Source organism: Nocardia takedensis NBRC 100417, assembly GCF_000308695.1.
Classification (GTDB): Bacteria; Actinomycetota; Actinomycetes; order Mycobacteriales; family Mycobacteriaceae; genus Nocardia; species Nocardia takedensis.
In genome coordinates this window covers 1-14815 of the sequence record NZ_BAGG01000087.1, presented here as the reverse complement: position 1 = coordinate 14815, position 14815 = coordinate 1, and the positions used below count along the sequence as shown (strand labels likewise).

Below are 14815 nucleotides of genomic sequence, written 5' to 3'. Positions count from 1 at the left end.
TGCATCCCGCCGACGCCGAGTCCGGTGATCGCGCCGCCGCTGAGCAGCGCGATCGTGCTCGGTCGTGGCCGGACCACGATGAACAGGCCGATGCCGACGACGACGATCGCGGTGAGCGCGCTGAGCAGGGTCAACGGCACGTCGAAGCGGATCTCGGAGTCCTCGATCGAGAAGCCGAGCATCGCGATGAAGTGCATGACCCAGATGCCGGTCCCGCCGATGGCGAGGGCGGCCAATCCGAGCCACACGACCCGGCCCTCACCCGCTCGCGCGCGTGCCACGCACTGCAAGCCGAGCAACGACCCGGTGAAGGACATGATGTAGGCCAGAACGGGCGTGAGCCACCCGTAGCTGAAGTGATAGATGTCAAGCACTCGAACCTCGTAACCGGCCGAGACCCCCGTCGGCGAACCGTGAATGATGTGGCGGCTCAGACGATACGGGAGGCTCCGGGCAAACGCGCGGCTAAAGTATGTGTCGTGCGTCACTTTTCGGTTTGAAGCTGCGCCAAAAGGGAAGTAGGCGCGATCTCGCTTGAGAGCCAGCGGATTTCGCCCGAGCCGCCTGCCACCGCGAACGGGGAGGCCGAACCCGTGGGACCCGAGTTCGCGGCGGTGAGCGCCGCGGCGCGCGAGTAAGACAGGATTCAACCACCGGACCGAACGATTCTCCGCCGTGAACGCCGAAGATTCACCGATCCGTAGCCGACCGTGACCCACGGCAATCGTGTGGACACACGAAACGAGCCGCCGAGCCCGAAGGCTCGACGGCTCGTTTCCCGACTGTCTCAGTCGAACGGCGACCTAATCGAGGTAGTCGCGCAGCACCTGCGAACGGCTCGGGTGGCGCAGCTTGCTCATGGTCTTGGACTCGATCTGGCGGATGCGCTCACGGGTGACCCCGTAGACCTGGCCGATCTCGTCGAGGGTGCGCGGCTGACCGTCGGTCAGGCCGAAGCGCAACCGGACCACGCCCGCCTCGCGCTCGGACAGCGTCTCCAACACCGACTGGAGCTGATCCTGGAGCAGGGTGAAGCTCACCGCGTCGACCGCGACGACCGCCTCGGAGTCCTCGATGAAATCACCGAGTTGGCTGTCGCCCTCGTCGCCGATGGTCTGATCCAGCGAGATGGGCTCACGCGCGTACTGCTGGATCTCCAGCACCTTCTCCGGCGTGATGTCCATTTCCTTGGCGAGCTCCTCCGGGGTGGGCTCGCGGCCCAGATCCTGGAGCAACTCACGCTGGATGCGGCCGAGCTTGTTGATGACCTCGACCATGTGCACCGGGATGCGGATGGTGCGGGCCTGGTCGGCCATCGCGCGGGTGATGGCCTGGCGGATCCACCACGTGGCGTAGGTCGAGAACTTGTAGCCCTTGGTGTAGTCGAACTTCTCGACCGCGCGGATCAGGCCCAGGTTGCCTTCCTGGATCAGATCGAGGAAGGCCATGCCGCGGCCGGTGTAGCGCTTGGCCAGCGACACCACCAGGCGCAGGTTGGCCTCGAGCAGGTGGTTCTTGGCCCGGTTGCCGTCGCGCACGATCCAGTTGAAATCGCGCCGCGTGGCGACCGGCAGCTTCTCGCCCGCCTCGGCCCACTCGCGGACCTTCTCCGCCGCGTAGAGGCCCGCCTCGATCCGCTTGGCGAGTTCGACCTCCTCCTCGGCGTTGAGTAGGGCGACCTTGCCGATCTGCTTGAGGTAGGCGCGCACCGAGTCGGCCGAAGCGGTCAGCTCGGCGTCCTTGCGCGCCTGACGCAGCGCCTCGGACTCCTCCTCGTCCCAGACGAAATCACCGCTGGCCTTGTCGGCGGCGGTGGGCTCGGCGGTGGCCGTCTCCTCGTCGGCGGCTTCCTCGGTGGTCTCCTCGACGAGTTCCTCGGCATCCTCGGCCAGGTCGTCCTCGGAGACCTCCAGATCCTCCAGATCACCGAGATCCTCGAGCGACTCCTCCTCGAGCGACTCGTCGGCACCGGGCTCGCCGTCGCCTGCCACCTTCTTGGTCGCGGCCTTCTTGGCGGGGGCCTTCTTGGCTGCGGCGGCCTTCTTGGCGGGGGCGGCCTTCTTGGCGGCGGCCTTCTTCGCCGGAGCCTTCTTCGCGGCAGCCTTGCGGACCGGCCGTGCTTCGGTTACATCTGCGGAGTCGGCGTCGGCCGATTCGGCGGTCTGACGGGTCGTGGCTACCACGTACGCCCTTTCGTGACGGTCTCGTGCGGCGTCACGCCAGAGTGGTGATCCGGCGGAGCGGTCATGACGGGTTGCACCGGCGGAGGGCCGGTCGGGTTTCTCCGGCTCACCGCCGGGCATGTTCCATTGTAACGATCCAACCAGGGTACCCATGGCCACCTTGCGGATCGCGGCAACGCCGCACCTGCGTGCCGCCCGTCCCGGCCGGGGGACGGCCGGGTGTGTCGCCCCCGGTCGGGACGTCCGCGCCGGGGGTTCGCGCCGCGGCGGGGCTCAGGGAGCCAGCCCCGCGTCGACGGCCATCGCCGCCCCCACGATGCCCGCGGTGTTGCGCAGGTGGGCGGGCACGACCGGAGTTCGATTGGTGAGCAAGGGGATCCACTGGTCGGCGTCGCGGCTGATGCCGCCGCCCGCGACGAACACCTTGGGCCAGAACAGGTTCTCCAGACCGATCAGTACGTTACTGACCTCGGCCGCCCACTGCTCGAAACTCAGCCCGTCGCGCTCCTTGATCGAGGCCGCCGCCCGGTGCTCGGTCTCCGCGCCGCCGACCTCGGCGTGGCCCAGTTCGCTGTTGGGCACCAGCGTGCCGTTGTAGAGCAGCGCCGAGCCGATCCCCGTGCCGAAGGTCAGCAGCAGCACCAGGCCGTCGAAATCCTTTGCCGCGCCGTACCTGTCCTCGGCCAGACCCGCCGCGTCGGCGTCGTTGAGCACCGACACCGCCCGCCCGCCCAGCGCCGCCGAGAACAGCGCCCTCGCGTCGGTGCCGATCCACGCCTTGTCGATGTTGGCGGCCGTGCGCGCGACCCCGTCGAGCACCACCGCGGGCAGCGTCACGCCGACCGGGCCGGTCCACCCGGCCTGCGCGACCAACTCGGCCACGGCCGCGGCGACGGCCTGCGGTGTGGAGGGCTGCGGCGTCGGGATCTTGATCCGGTCGTGGACCAACTCGCCGGTGCGCAGATCCACCGCGGCGCCCTTGACGCCGCTGCCGCCGATATCGATGCCGAATGCGTGCGCCGGAGCGGACATGGCAAACCCCTCGTTCCGTGTGCGTGGTGCGGACCGTTGTCCGTCCGAACGCCCTGCTGGCCGGTGATGACACCGCCGTCGGGCCGATCCCGCCGCTCCGCGCGGCGATGCCGGGGGTCGGAGACAGGGACGCGCGACGACGGCGTTGTGTCGTGCACGACAAGGGTAATGGGAGATCGGTACTGCGCCCGCCGGCGGACATGTGATGCGATGGGGGCGTGTCCGAATCCACGACGTCATCAGTCGCCGCCGCATCCGTCGACCTACCACCCGAGGAAATCGCCGAGCTGCGCCGCATCGCGGTCGATCTCGCCGAATCCGCCGCCGCGCACGTGCGCGCCCGCCGCCCCGAGGTCTTCGGACCGGCGGGTGCGGGGGCCGAGGACGCCGTCCGCACCAAGGCGCACCCGACCGATCCCGTCACCGTCGTCGACACCGAGGCCGAGGAGCTGATCCGCGCCCGGCTGGCCGAGACCAGACCGGGTGACCCGATCCTGGGCGAGGAGGGCGGCGGCGCGCTGGTCGGCGCGGACGACGCCGTGCGCTGGGTCATCGATCCCATCGACGGCACCGTCAATTTCCTCTACGGCATCCCCGGCTACGCGGTGTCGGTCGCGGCGATGCGCGGCGGTCGCTCGATCGCGGGGGCCGTGGTCGACGTCGCGCACGCGGTCACCTACAGCGCCGGACTCGGACTCGGCGCGATCCGCGTCGACGCCGACGGCGTGGTCGAACACCTGCGCTGCAACCCGGTCGAGTCGGTGTCGCTGGCCCTGGTGGCGACCGGTTTCGCCTACGGCAGGCAGCGCAGGACCAGGCAAGCCCAGCTGATCGCGCAGATCCTGCCCGAGGTGCGCGACATCCGCCGCTTCGGCGCGGCGGCGCTGGACCTGTGCCACGTCGCCACCGGGCGCGTCGACGGCTATTTCGAGCACGGGCTCAACGCCTGGGACTGGGGTGCGGGCGCGCTGGTCGCCAGTGAGGCGGGGGCGGTCCTGCGGCTGCCGCCGTCGGCCTCGGCCACGGGGACCGACGGCGATCTGGTGGTGGCCGCGGCGCCTGGCATCGCCGCCGAACTGCTGGCGTTGCTCGACGGTGTCGGCGCGGGCGAGCCCATTCCCGACCGCTGAGACCGCCCCACACGCGAGAACGCCGGGGCCGCCTGCGCGGGGCCCCGGCGTTCCGGAAGACGCGGTCAGCAGCGCGCGGTGCGCGCGGCTTCGAGCAGCGAGTCGTCGATCGAACCGCCGCCGGGCGCCGGGTTCTTCAGCGACCGCAGCACCTCCTCGGCGTCGTTGCTCGGGCGGATCTCGCCGAACAGGGTGCCCAGGACCAGGTCGACCGTGCCGTCGGCGCGCTGATCCTCGATCAGCTCCGCGCACGGGGCCACCAACTGCACCGAGGCCGCGGCCGGGCGGCCGCTCACCCCGAAGCGGATCTGGCCCGCGCATTCGAGGTCGCCGTTGACGTAGACCGAATCGTTGCCGAACTGCGTGCCCTGGGCGCTGGCGAAGCCGAGGTCGCCGAGTTGGGCCGCGATGTGGGCGGCCTGACCGCGCTGGCCGTTGGCGTTGAGCACCCTGACCTTGCTGTCGACCAAGGGGGCGGGGTCGACGTCGCGCAACCGCGAGGAGCCGACCCGCTCACCGAGCGTCGCCGGCTGGGCCGACCCCGGATCGACGGACGGACTCGGCGACGGACAGGCCATCGCGGCGGTGCTGCCGTCCTCGGTCGTCAGCGCCTTGAACCACACGACGGTGCAGATCAGCAGCATGATGCCGAGCATGATGAGCCAGGGTTGCGGGCGTCTGCGCAGGTGGGGCCGACCTCGTCGATCCGTCGCGCTGCCTTCGGTGATCAGTGAAACCACCAACACACTCTACGAGAGCCGCGAGCCACCGGTGCGCAAGGTCTCGGCGAGTTCGACGGCGGGTGTCGATTACCCGTCGGTTTCGACTCCTCTGTGTTTTGATTGCGACTTTTGTCGCGGGGTCCGCTATTGTCTGGCGGCCCAGATCGAATCACCAGCGGTGAAAACGGTGGTCGGTCGCGGGAACAAGTAGGGCATGTCCTGCGTTTACCGAGCGCTATGGGGAGTGGATCGAAGGGATCCGACCCGATAGGTGACCGGTGCACGTGTGATGTGCGCCACCGGCGGGGCGGTCCGGACCACCGCGATTCCGGTAGGAATCGGGCGTGGCGCGAGCCGGTCCGGGATATACGGAGTAAGGACGAGGGGAAGACGACATGGCAACCGACTATGACGCACCGAGGCGCACTGAATCCGACGATGTGTCGGAAGATTCGCTGGAGGAGCTGAAGGCTCGTCGTAACGAGGCACAGTCCGCCGTCGTGGATATCGACGAATCCGATACCGCGGAGTCGTTCGAGCTTCCCGGCGCTGACCTGTCCGAGGAAGTGCTGAGTGTTCGGGTGATCCCGAAACAGGCCGACGAGTTCACCTGTTCCAGCTGTTTCCTGGTCCACCATCGGAGCAGGCTCGCCAGCGAGGCGGGCGGACAGCTGATCTGCATGGACTGCGCCGCCTGATCGACCACGACGGCCGGATCACAGCCCCACGGATGATCCGGCCCCGCTCAGCCCGCGCTCGGTAGACCGAGCGCGGCAAGAACCTGTTCCGGACGTCGGGTGCTGACCAACCAGTACGGCGTCGGGTCGTCCGGATCATCGAGCACGAGCAGCACCATCGGCCCCACCCACGGCCGGTGCTGGACGTAGGCGGCCGGGTCCAATTGGCGACCGAGGGCCGCGCTCTTGGCCGTCGGCGCGACGATCGCGGCGCGCGCGACGAAGTTCACCGGCAGGTGGGCGCGATCGACGCGCAGTTCGGGCGTGCCCGAGGCGTCGGTCGTGACCTCCACGCGGTGCCTGCTCAACCACACCAGCACCCACACCGGGATCGGGAACAGCAGCGCGTAGGGCAACCACGCGCGCAACCCGGGCGCGCCCATGTGGATCTCGGCCGCCAGCAACCCGGCGATACCGAAGGCCACGGGCCACCACCACAGCGGCACCCACAGGCGCTCGCGATGGGTCGGCGCGGTCCGGTTCTCGTTGGCCGTCACGGAGGGGCTGGGCTGGTCCGACACGACTCAACACTAAGTCACGGGCCTTCGCGCCGTGCGCGTAGGCTCGTCATCCGTGAGGGAGCGAACCGTAGACACTTCAGCCCCGCAGGCGGCGGCGCTCGGCCCGGGTGAGGCCCGGCCGTGAGCGAGCCCGTCGCGCTGCTGCGCCTGGACCCCGGCATTCCGATGCCGACGCGCGCCCACGAGGGCGACGCGGGTGTGGATCTGTGCACCACCGAAGACGTCATCATCGAACCCGGCGAACGGGTCCTGGTCGGCACCGGCATCGCGGTGGCGCTCCCGCTGGGCACCGTCGGCCTGGTCCACCCCCGTTCGGGGCTGGCGGCAAAGACCGGCCTCTCGGTGGTGAACACCCCCGGCACCGTCGACGCGGGCTACCGCGGCGAGATCAAGGTGTGCCTGATCAACCACGACCCGCGCACCGCGATCGAACTGCGCCGCGGCGACCGGATCGCCCAACTGCTCGTGCAGCGGGTGGAACTGGTCGATTTCGTCGAGGTCGACAGCCTGGACGAGACCGCGCGCGGCGCGGGCGGATACGGCTCCAGCGGCGGTCACGCGAGTCTTTCCGATGTCGAGAAGGTGGAGTCCACCGATGTTCGGTAGGAAGAAGAGACGCTCGGACGACGAGTACGACGACTACGACCCGGCCTACGAGGCCGAGTACGACGACGAGCGGTATGACGACGAGCGGTACGACGCGCCCGCCTACGACCCGGAGTTCGACGACGACGACGTAGACACCGCCGACATCCCGGTCATCAGCGCCGAGGGCGCGAAGAAGGCGGGCCCCTACGACTACGAGGACGTCGCCGAACTGCTCGGCGGCGTGGCCGATCAGCGCCTCGATCTCGGCTCGGTCATCCTGCCGGTGCCGCCGGGCGGTCAACTCCAGGTGGAGATGACCCCGGACGGCACCCCGCAGGCGGTGCACCTGGCCACCGATCACGGCAGGCTCACCGTCGCCGCGTACGCGGCGCCGAAGTCGCCCGGTCAGTGGCGCACGGTCGCGGCCGATCTGGCCGAATCGCTGCGCAAGGACGGCGCGCGGGTGTCGGTGGAGTCCGGTCCGTGGGGCCGGGAACTGCTGGCGATCACCGAGGGCGCGGATCTGCGCTTCATCGGGATCGACGGGTACCGCTGGATGGTGCGCCTGGTCGCGGCGGGTCCGTCCGGTGCGGCCGACGAGGGCACCGCCCTGGTGTCGGCGGCGCGGGCGATCCTGCGCGAGACGGTCATCCGTCGCGGCTCCGATCCGCTGCCGGTCCGCGATCCGCTGCCGGTGGTGCTGCCGCCGCAGTTGGCCGAACAGCTCGCCGCGGCCCATCAGGCCCAGGTCGAGGCCCAACAGCAGCAGGCGGCCGCGCAGGCCGCCCCCCAGCCGGTGCCGGGCAGTGTGATTCCGCCGCGGATGCCGCAGGAACCGCGCCGCGGCGCGGACGGTTCGGCCATGCAGCAACTCGGCTTGAACTAGGTCGCGCGCGGCGAACCGGCTCGCCGGCGCGCGCCGGTTCCCGGTCGCGAGTTCAGTCCCGGGTTCGATCCGGGTCGAAGGCGGCCAGCCCGATCCGGCCGATGATCGCCGGATCGGACCCGAGTTCGTCGAGGCCGATCCGGTACAGCGCGGCGTCGGGGATGGTCGCCGCCCAGCGCTCGGCCACGGCGGCCGGATGTATCGGATCGTCGGTCGCGGCGATCACCGCGACCGGCAGCGGCACCGTGGCCAGCAGATCGGGTTCGGGCCACCGGTAGTTCGCCGCCTCCTCCAGTCCTGCCGGCAGATCCGGCCACTGCGCGCGCCAGGATCGTGTCAGCGCGTCGGCGAGCCAGGGCGGGCTGCTCGCGCGCATCCGTTCGATCACGGGCTCGAGTCCGTCGGCGCGCAGTTGTCCGGCGGTGAAGGAGGCGCTGAGCGCGGCGGGACAGTCGGCGGTGTCGGCGCCGGTCCACGCGGGCAGCGCGGCCACCACCCCGCCGACCGCCTCCGGGTGTGTGTTCGCCCACTCCAGCGCGACCGCGGCGCCGAGGGAGATCCCGACGGCGAGAACGGGTCCGCGAGCCGCCGCCTCGGCCAACGCGGCCCGGTAACCGGCGACGATTCCGCGCGGATCGGGCTCGACCGCGACCAACTCGAGGCCGAGGTCCGCACAGGCCGGACCGAAGGCCCGACGGGCGAAATGCGCGTCCGACCCGGTGCCCGGCAGGGCGACCACGGCCCGGACGCGACGCGAAGGTTTCAAGCGCGGGGGATCGGGGGAATTCAACGCCATGGGTCGTCGATCTTGCACCACGCGACGGCCTGAGCGAACACCGGGCCGCGCGTAGCGGGGGGCCTCCCGCTAGGCATACAGTGGCGGTGTACGGACGATCGCCGATCATCCGTTGGACAGGACGATGGCGTGCGACCCATGCCATCTGCTTCAGGAGAGCGTGCACGATGCCATCCGCTGGTTCAGGATATTTCCGCCGACTGGGCCGCAGGCTGACCGAGGACATCGATCAGCTCGACGCCGAGGAACTGGCCGAGACCGCGGACGCGTCCGGAGCGTGTCGCGCCTCGGAATGTCGCCGCGGCGACGAGGCCACCATGCTCGGCAGACTGCGCAGTGTCGAGACCTGTCCGAAGGCGGCGGGCGCGAGTCTGCAAGCGGAATTCTTCGACGGCACGGACGCGATCACGCTGGTGTGGATCGGCCGCAGGCGCATCCCCGGCATCGAGACCGGACGGCGCATCCTGGTCCGCGGTCGGGTCGGCGATCGCGACGGACGTAAGGTGATCTACAACCCCTACTACGAATTGCGCGGGAACAGCTGACACGTATGCCATCGAGCGACGACCACGGCGCCGAATCGGGCCGCCACACCGATCCCGGACCGTACGCGCCCACCGGTCGCGCTCGCACCGCGATCGACCGAGACGACCTCACCGACCCCGCCGACGCGCGCGAGGAGGCGGCCGAGCAGACGCTGCTCGACCAACTCGGCGGTCTCAGCGGCCTGATCTACTCCACCCTTCCTGTGGTGGTGTTCGTCCCGATCAACGCCCTCGCCGGCCTGACCGCGGCCCTGTGGTCCGCGCTCGGCGTCGCCGCCGCGATCCTGGTGTGGCGGCTGTGGCAGCGCTCACCGGTGCAGCCCGCGATCTCCGGTTTCCTCGGCGTCGGCCTCTGCGCGTTCATCGCCTGGCGGATGGGGGAGGCCAAGGGTTTCTTCCTGTTCGGCATCTACACCAGCCTGGTCTACGCGGGCGTGTTCCTCGTCTCGATCCTGGCGCGTTGGCCGTTGGTCGGCGTGATCTGGGGTTATCTGAACGGCCACGGCACCGACTGGCGCGCCGACCGCGCGCAACTGCGCCTCTACGATCTGGCCACCTCGACGTGGGTGGTCGTGTTCTCGGCCCGGTATCTGGTGCAGTCCTCGCTCTACGACACCGACCACACCGGCTGGCTGGCCTTCGCCAGGATCGCGATGGGGTGGCCGCTGACCGCCGTGGCCCTCGCGGTCACCGTGTGGGCGGTGCGTCGCGCGGGGCATATGCCCGCCCGCAAGGCCGACCGGGCCTGATTCCGCGCGGCGGGGGTGAGCCCGGCCCACCGCCGAGGTGGGGCCTTCCCCACCCTGGGGTACCTGGTCGGTGTTCCCCGTTCGTCGGACGATCGTTGTCGACACGAAAAACGCAACGATCGGAAGGACTCGGCCATGAGCACCGAGCACGAGACAGCGGCCCCGAAGACCGACCTGCACACCGTCACCCACCGGGCCACCGCGACCAGGGCCACCCGCGCGGGCGCGGCCACCAGGGCCAACGCCCACTCCAATCCGGCGCTGTCGGAGAGCAAGCGCGTCTCGATCGAGTTGGAGAAGCTGATCGGCCCCGCCGCCGCGGGCGACGAGCGCGCGGTCTCCGAGATCATCCGCATCGTGCACCCGCTGGTGCGCCGCTACTGCGGTGCGCGCCTGGGCAACACCGCCCACCTGCACGTCACCGCCGACGACGTGGTGCAGGAAGTCCTCATCGCCACCGTCAAGGCCGTCTCGCGCTACCAGGACCAGGGCAAGTCGTTCCTGGCCTTCGTCTACGGCATCGCGGCCAACAAGGTCGCCGACGCGTTCCGCCGCTCGCAGATGCACCCCATCTACCCGATGGCCGAGATGCCCGACGAGCCGTGCACCGCGGCCGGTCCCGAGGAGTGGGCGCTGGCCTCCGAGCGCGGCGCGGCCACCCGGGAACTGATGAAGACCCTCGCCCCCGCGCACCGTCAGGTGCTGGTCATGCGGATCGTGCTCGGCTGGAGCGCCGCGCAGACCGCCGAGGCCATCGGCACCAGCCCCGGCGTGGTGCGGGTCATGCAGCACCGCGCGCTGACCAAACTGCGCGCGCAGTTGCAGGTCGCGTCGTGAGCGGGGCGCACGCGCGGCCGCTGCCCTGCCGGGGTGTCAGGGTTTGATGCCGTGCGGGGCCAACGCCACCCGCAGATCCTCCTCGGCCTCCACCGAGGTCACGAACAGCAATTCGTCGTCGCCCTCGAACGGGTCGTCGGGCTGGGGCACGATGACCCGCCCGCCGCGCAGGATCGTCACCAAGGCGGTGTCGCGCGGCAGGCTCAAGGTGCGCACCGGCTTGCCCGCCAGGGCGGTGTCGGTGGGCAGGGTGATCTCGACCAGGTTGGCCTGCCCCTGCCGCAGCGTCATCAAGCGCACCAGGTCGCCCACCGAGACCGCTTCCTCGACCAGCGAGGCCAACAGGCGCGGTGTGGACACCGCGACGTCCACGCCCCAGGACCCGTCGAAGAGCCATTCGTTGCGCGGATCGTTGACCCGCGCCACCACCCGGCGCACGCCGAATTCGGTCTTGGCGAGCAGGCTGTGCACCAGATTCGCCTTGTCGTCGCCGGTCGCGGCGATGACGACCTCGTAGGTCTCCAGGTCGGCGTCCTCGAGCAGCGCCAGCTCGCAGGCGTCGGCGTGCACCCACACCGCCTCCGGGATGGCCGCGGGATCGATGTGGTCGAGCTGCCGTTCGAGCAGCATCACCCGATGTCCGCCGCGCAGCAGTTCGCGGGCGATCGAACGCCCGACCGCGCCGGCTCCGGCGATGGCCACCTTCATGCTCAGTCCTCGCTCGCGGGGGGTTTGCCTGCCAGGGCGACGGATTCGCCGACCCGGCCCGAGGTCGCGGCCACGTAGACCACGTCGTCGGCTTGGACGATGGTCTTGGCGTCGGGCAGCAGGCCCTGGCCGAAGCGGATGACGAAGGCGACCCGTGCGCCGACGGCCTGTTCCAGGTCGCGCACCGTGCGCCCGTACCACTCCTCGTGCAGGTTCAGCGGGGTCACCGCGACGGTGCCCGTGGGGTCGCGCCAGGTGGTGGTGCTGGTGTCGCCGATGAGCGAGCGCAGGAACCGGTCGGTGGTCCACGGCACCGTGGCGATGGTGGGGATGCCGAGCCGTTCGTAGACCGCGGCGCGCTTGGCGTCGTAGATGCGCGCGACGACGCGTTCCACGCCGAAGGTCTCGCGGGCGACCCGGGCGGAGATGATGTTGGAGTTGTCGCCGGAGGACACCGCGGCGAAGGCGTCGGCGCGTTCGATTCCCGCGCGGGTCAGCACATCCCGGTCGAAGCCGACCCCGACGACCTGTTCGCCCGGGAAATCCTCGCCCAGTCGCAGGAACGCGCTCTGGTCGCGGTCGATGACCGTCACGTCGTGACCGATCCTGATCAGGGCGCGGGCCAGCGAGGAGCCGACGCGCCCGCACCCCATGATCACTACGTACACGGCATAACCTCGTTCCTGGAACCGTGGCGTCCGGTCTGCTTGTCTCTGGCAGCACCGTACCCGCCGAACGGTCCTGGTCACACTTTCCCCCCGAAGCGCGCGAGGCAAACATCGACGCGCCCGAAGGGGCCGGTCAACGGCCCTGGCGCGCCGTCCACCCCGCCGCGCGGGCGCGACACCCTGCGGCAATCTATGCTCCCTCCAGTGTCCAAGTTGACGACGGCGGCCAAGCGAGTGCTGCTCGGCAGGCCCTTTCGCAGCGATTCGCTGGGGCACACGCTGCTGCCGAAGCGAATCGCGCTGCCGGTGTTCGCCTCCGACGCCATGTCCTCGGTCGCCTACGCGCCCGAGGAGATCTTCCTGGTGCTCTCGGCGGCCGGCATCTCGGCGTACCTGTACGCGCCCTGGGTCGGTCTCGCGGTCGCCTTCGTGATGGCCGTGGTGGTGGCCAGCTACCGCCAGAACGTGCACGCCTATCCCTCCGGCGGCGGCGACTACGAGGTCGCCACCACCAATCTCGGGCCGACGGCCGGCCTGACGGTCGGCAGCGCGCTGCTGGTCGACTACGTGCTCACCGTCGCGGTGTCGATCTCCTCGGCGGCCTCCAACATCGGTTCGGCCATCCCGTTCGTCGCGACCCACAAGGTGCTGTTCGCGGTGGTGGCCATCGCGCTGCTGACCGCGATCAACCTGCGCGGTGTCCGGGAGTCGGGCAAGGCGTTCGCGATCCCCACCTACGCCTTCATCCTCGGCATGTTCCTCATGCTGGGGTGGGGCCTGTTCCGCATCCTGGTCCTGGGCGAGGATCTGCACGCCGAATCGGCGGGCTTCCAACTCGACGCCGACGAGGAACATCTCTACGGCGTCGCCTTCGCCTTCCTCATCGCCCGGTCCTTCTCCTCCGGTTGCGCCGCGCTGACCGGTGTCGAGGCCATCAGCAACGGCGTGCCCGCCTTCCGGAAACCGAAGTCGCGCAATGCCGCCACGACACTGCTGATGCTCGGCGCGATCGCGATCGTGCTGCTGATGGGCATCATCATCCTGGCCCAGAAGATCGGCGTGGTGTACGCCCACGACACCGACCACCTGATCGGCGCGCCCCCCGACTACCACCAGAAGACGTTGATCGCCCAGCTCGCCGAGACGGTGTTCTCGGGCTTCCCGATCGGATTCTTCTTCATCACCGTGGTGACGGCGCTGATCCTGGTGCTCGCCGCCAACACCGCCTTCAACGGGTTCCCGGTGCTCGGCTCGATCCTGGCCCAGGACCGCTACCTGCCCCGCCAGTTGCACACCCGCGGCGACCGGTTGGCCTTCAGCAACGGCATCCTGTTCCTGTCGGGCGCGGCCATCGCGTTCGTGGTGGTCTTCGGGGCCGAGGTGACCAAGCTGATCCAGCTCTACATCGTCGGCGTGTTCGTCTCGTTCGTGCTGAGCCAGACCGGCATGCTGCGCCACTGGACCAGGTTGTTGCGCACCGAGGACGATGCGGCGCAGCGGGCCCGGATGAAGCGGTCGCGGATCATCAACGCCGTCGGTCTGACCGCGACCGGCGCGGTGCTGATCATCGTGCTCATCACGAAATTCTTCGCGGGCGCGTGGATCGCGATCCTGACGATGGTGGCGATCTTCGTGGTGATGAAGATGATCCGCAAACACTACGACTCGGTGTCGCGGGAACTGGACGAACACGACTGGGACGGCGTGCTGCCCAGCCGCTCGCACTCCATCGTGCTGGTGTCCAAACTGCACCTGCCGACCCGCCGGGCGTTGGCCTACGCCAGGGCGACGCGCCCCGACACCCTCGAGGCGATCACGGTCAACGTCGACGAGGCCGACACCAGGGCGCTGGTGCGCGAATGGGAGCGCAGCGACATCACGGTGCCGCTGAAGGTCATCGAGTCGCCGTACCGCGAGATCACCAAACCGGTGCTCGACTACGTGCAGCGGTTGCGCAAGGACGCCCCGCGCGACGTGGTGACGGTGTTCATCCCGGAATACGTCGTCGGTCACTGGTGGGAGCAGGTGCTGCACAACCAGAGCGCCCTGCGCTTGAAGGGCAGGCTGCTGTTCGAGCCCGGCGTCATGGTGACCAGCGTGCCGTGGCAGCTCAGTTCCTCGACGCGCGCCGCGGCGGCGGGCGAGATCAACGCGCCGGGCGCGGTACGGCGCGGTTACGAGGACCGAGGGTGAGCGCGGACACCTTCGAGGTCACGCTCGGACAGCCGGGGCACGGCGGATTCTGCGTCGGCAGACACGAGGGCCGGGTGGTGTTCGTCCGGCACGGCCTGCCGGGCGAGGTGGTCCGGGCCCGGGTGACCGAGGATCGCGGGGGTTCGTTCTTCCGCGCCGACGCCGTCGAGATCCTGAGCGCCTCGCCGGACCGGATCGCACCGACCTGTCCGGTGTCGGGCCCCGGCGGCGCGGGCTGCTGCGATTTCTCCTTCGCGACGCCCGCGGCCCAGCGCGCCCTCAAGGCGACGGTCGTGGCCGAGCAGTTGCGGCGGGTCGCGGGCATCGAGCGCGAGATCGTGGTCGAACCGGTCACCGGCTATCCGGCCGAGGTGAGCGGCGGGTGGCGCACCCGGGTGCGCCTGGCCGTGGACGCCCATGGTCGGGCCGGCGTGCACGCCCATCGCGGCAGCGGGATCATCACCGATCTGCGCTGTCCGCAACCGGTGCCGGGTGCGGTCGACGGCATCGCCGAGCGACT

The 14815-nt window shown here is 70.0% G+C and carries 17 protein-coding genes; 9 read left to right on the top strand and 8 right to left on the bottom strand.

The features are described from left to right. The 3 genes from ON30_RS17555 to ppgK form a co-directional block, all read right to left on the bottom strand. Nucleotides 1-374, bottom strand: a 374-nt coding sequence (locus tag ON30_RS17555; RefSeq protein ID WP_040708526.1) for an MHYT domain-containing protein, incomplete at its 3' end; no start/stop codon positions are given. 429 nt (nucleotides 375-803) lie between these two features. Further along, on the bottom strand, nucleotides 804-2303 hold the full coding sequence (locus tag ON30_RS17550) for an RNA polymerase sigma factor (RefSeq protein ID WP_373282567.1): 1500 nt from the start codon (nucleotides 2301-2303) through the stop codon (nucleotides 804-806). A gap of 153 nt (nucleotides 2304-2456) precedes the next feature. Beyond that, entirely contained in the window at nucleotides 2457-3215 is a 759-nt protein-coding gene (gene ppgK / locus ON30_RS17545) for a polyphosphate--glucose phosphotransferase (RefSeq protein WP_040708524.1), read from the bottom strand. A 218-nt stretch (nucleotides 3216-3433) separates the two neighbouring features. Here ppgK and ON30_RS17540 point away from each other — a divergent pair, with 218 nt between their 5' ends. Next, entirely contained in the window at nucleotides 3434-4345 is a 912-nt protein-coding gene (locus ON30_RS17540) for an inositol monophosphatase family protein (protein ID WP_083911470.1), read from the top strand. 65 nt (nucleotides 4346-4410) lie between these two features. Here ON30_RS17540 and cei read toward each other — a convergent pair whose 3' ends face one another. Beyond that, a complete protein-coding gene (gene cei / locus ON30_RS17535) occupies nucleotides 4411-5085 on the bottom strand; it encodes an envelope integrity protein Cei (RefSeq protein WP_040708530.1) in 675 nt (224 codons plus the stop codon). A gap of 377 nt (nucleotides 5086-5462) precedes the next feature. Between cei and ON30_RS17530 the strand changes: the two genes are divergently transcribed. Beyond that, on the top strand, nucleotides 5463-5765 hold the full coding sequence (locus tag ON30_RS17530; protein ID WP_040708523.1) for a DUF4193 domain-containing protein: 303 nt from the start codon (nucleotides 5463-5465) through the stop codon (nucleotides 5763-5765). A gap of 47 nt (nucleotides 5766-5812) precedes the next feature. On the opposite strand, the gene ON30_RS17525 is transcribed toward ON30_RS17530, so the two are convergent. After that, nucleotides 5813-6325: a DUF3093 domain-containing protein gene (locus ON30_RS17525; protein WP_083911469.1), complete on the bottom strand. Its 513-nt coding sequence runs from the start codon at nucleotides 6323-6325 to the stop codon at nucleotides 5813-5815. A gap of 120 nt (nucleotides 6326-6445) precedes the next feature. On the opposite strand from ON30_RS17525, the gene dut reads away from it, so the two are divergent. Together dut and ON30_RS17515 are read left to right on the top strand one after the other, a co-directional pair. Then, nucleotides 6446-6931, top strand: a complete 486-nt coding sequence (gene dut, locus ON30_RS17520) for a dUTP diphosphatase (RefSeq protein ID WP_040708520.1) — start codon at nucleotides 6446-6448, stop codon at nucleotides 6929-6931. Further along, a complete protein-coding gene (locus ON30_RS17515) occupies nucleotides 6921-7799 on the top strand; it encodes a DUF3710 domain-containing protein (protein ID WP_040708518.1) in 879 nt (292 codons plus the stop codon). Before dut ends, ON30_RS17515 begins: the two co-directional genes overlap by 11 nt. Nucleotides 7800-7851: 52 nt before the next feature. Here the strand turns inward: ON30_RS17515 and ON30_RS17510 are convergent, their stop codons facing one another. Continuing rightward, complete coding sequence (locus tag ON30_RS17510) at nucleotides 7852-8595, bottom strand: alpha/beta fold hydrolase (protein WP_040708517.1); 744 nt, start codon at nucleotides 8593-8595, stop codon at nucleotides 7852-7854. A 167-nt stretch (nucleotides 8596-8762) separates the two neighbouring features. Between ON30_RS17510 and ON30_RS17505 the strand changes: the two genes are divergently transcribed. From ON30_RS17505 to ON30_RS17495, 3 genes are all read left to right on the top strand, one after another. After that, the gene (locus ON30_RS17505) at nucleotides 8763-9140 is read left to right on the top strand and encodes an OB-fold nucleic acid binding domain-containing protein (protein WP_040708515.1); all 378 of its coding nucleotides are present in this window, start codon (nucleotides 8763-8765) and stop codon (nucleotides 9138-9140) included. 5 nt (nucleotides 9141-9145) lie between these two features. After that, on the top strand, nucleotides 9146-9889 hold the full coding sequence (locus tag ON30_RS17500; protein ID WP_083911468.1) for a DUF3159 domain-containing protein: 744 nt from the start codon (nucleotides 9146-9148) through the stop codon (nucleotides 9887-9889). A 135-nt stretch (nucleotides 9890-10024) separates the two neighbouring features. Further along, the gene (locus ON30_RS17495; protein ID WP_083911467.1) at nucleotides 10025-10726 is read left to right on the top strand and encodes a sigma-70 family RNA polymerase sigma factor; all 702 of its coding nucleotides are present in this window, start codon (nucleotides 10025-10027) and stop codon (nucleotides 10724-10726) included. Between the two features lie 36 nt (nucleotides 10727-10762). On the opposite strand, the gene ON30_RS17490 is transcribed toward ON30_RS17495, so the two are convergent. Together ON30_RS17490 and ON30_RS17485 are read right to left on the bottom strand one after the other, a co-directional pair. Continuing rightward, nucleotides 10763-11434: a potassium channel family protein gene (locus ON30_RS17490; RefSeq protein WP_040708514.1), complete on the bottom strand. Its 672-nt coding sequence runs from the start codon at nucleotides 11432-11434 to the stop codon at nucleotides 10763-10765. Between the two features lie 2 nt (nucleotides 11435-11436). Continuing rightward, complete coding sequence (locus tag ON30_RS17485) at nucleotides 11437-12102, bottom strand: potassium channel family protein (RefSeq protein ID WP_040708512.1); 666 nt, start codon at nucleotides 12100-12102, stop codon at nucleotides 11437-11439. A gap of 204 nt (nucleotides 12103-12306) precedes the next feature. Between ON30_RS17485 and ON30_RS17480 the strand changes: the two genes are divergently transcribed. Beyond that, the gene (locus ON30_RS17480) at nucleotides 12307-14295 is read left to right on the top strand and encodes an APC family permease (protein WP_040708511.1); all 1989 of its coding nucleotides are present in this window, start codon (nucleotides 12307-12309) and stop codon (nucleotides 14293-14295) included. Beyond that, the coding region (locus tag ON30_RS17475; RefSeq protein WP_040708510.1) for a TRAM domain-containing protein at nucleotides 14292-14815 on the top strand (524 nt) is incomplete at its 3' end. The genes ON30_RS17480 and ON30_RS17475, both read left to right, overlap by 4 nt.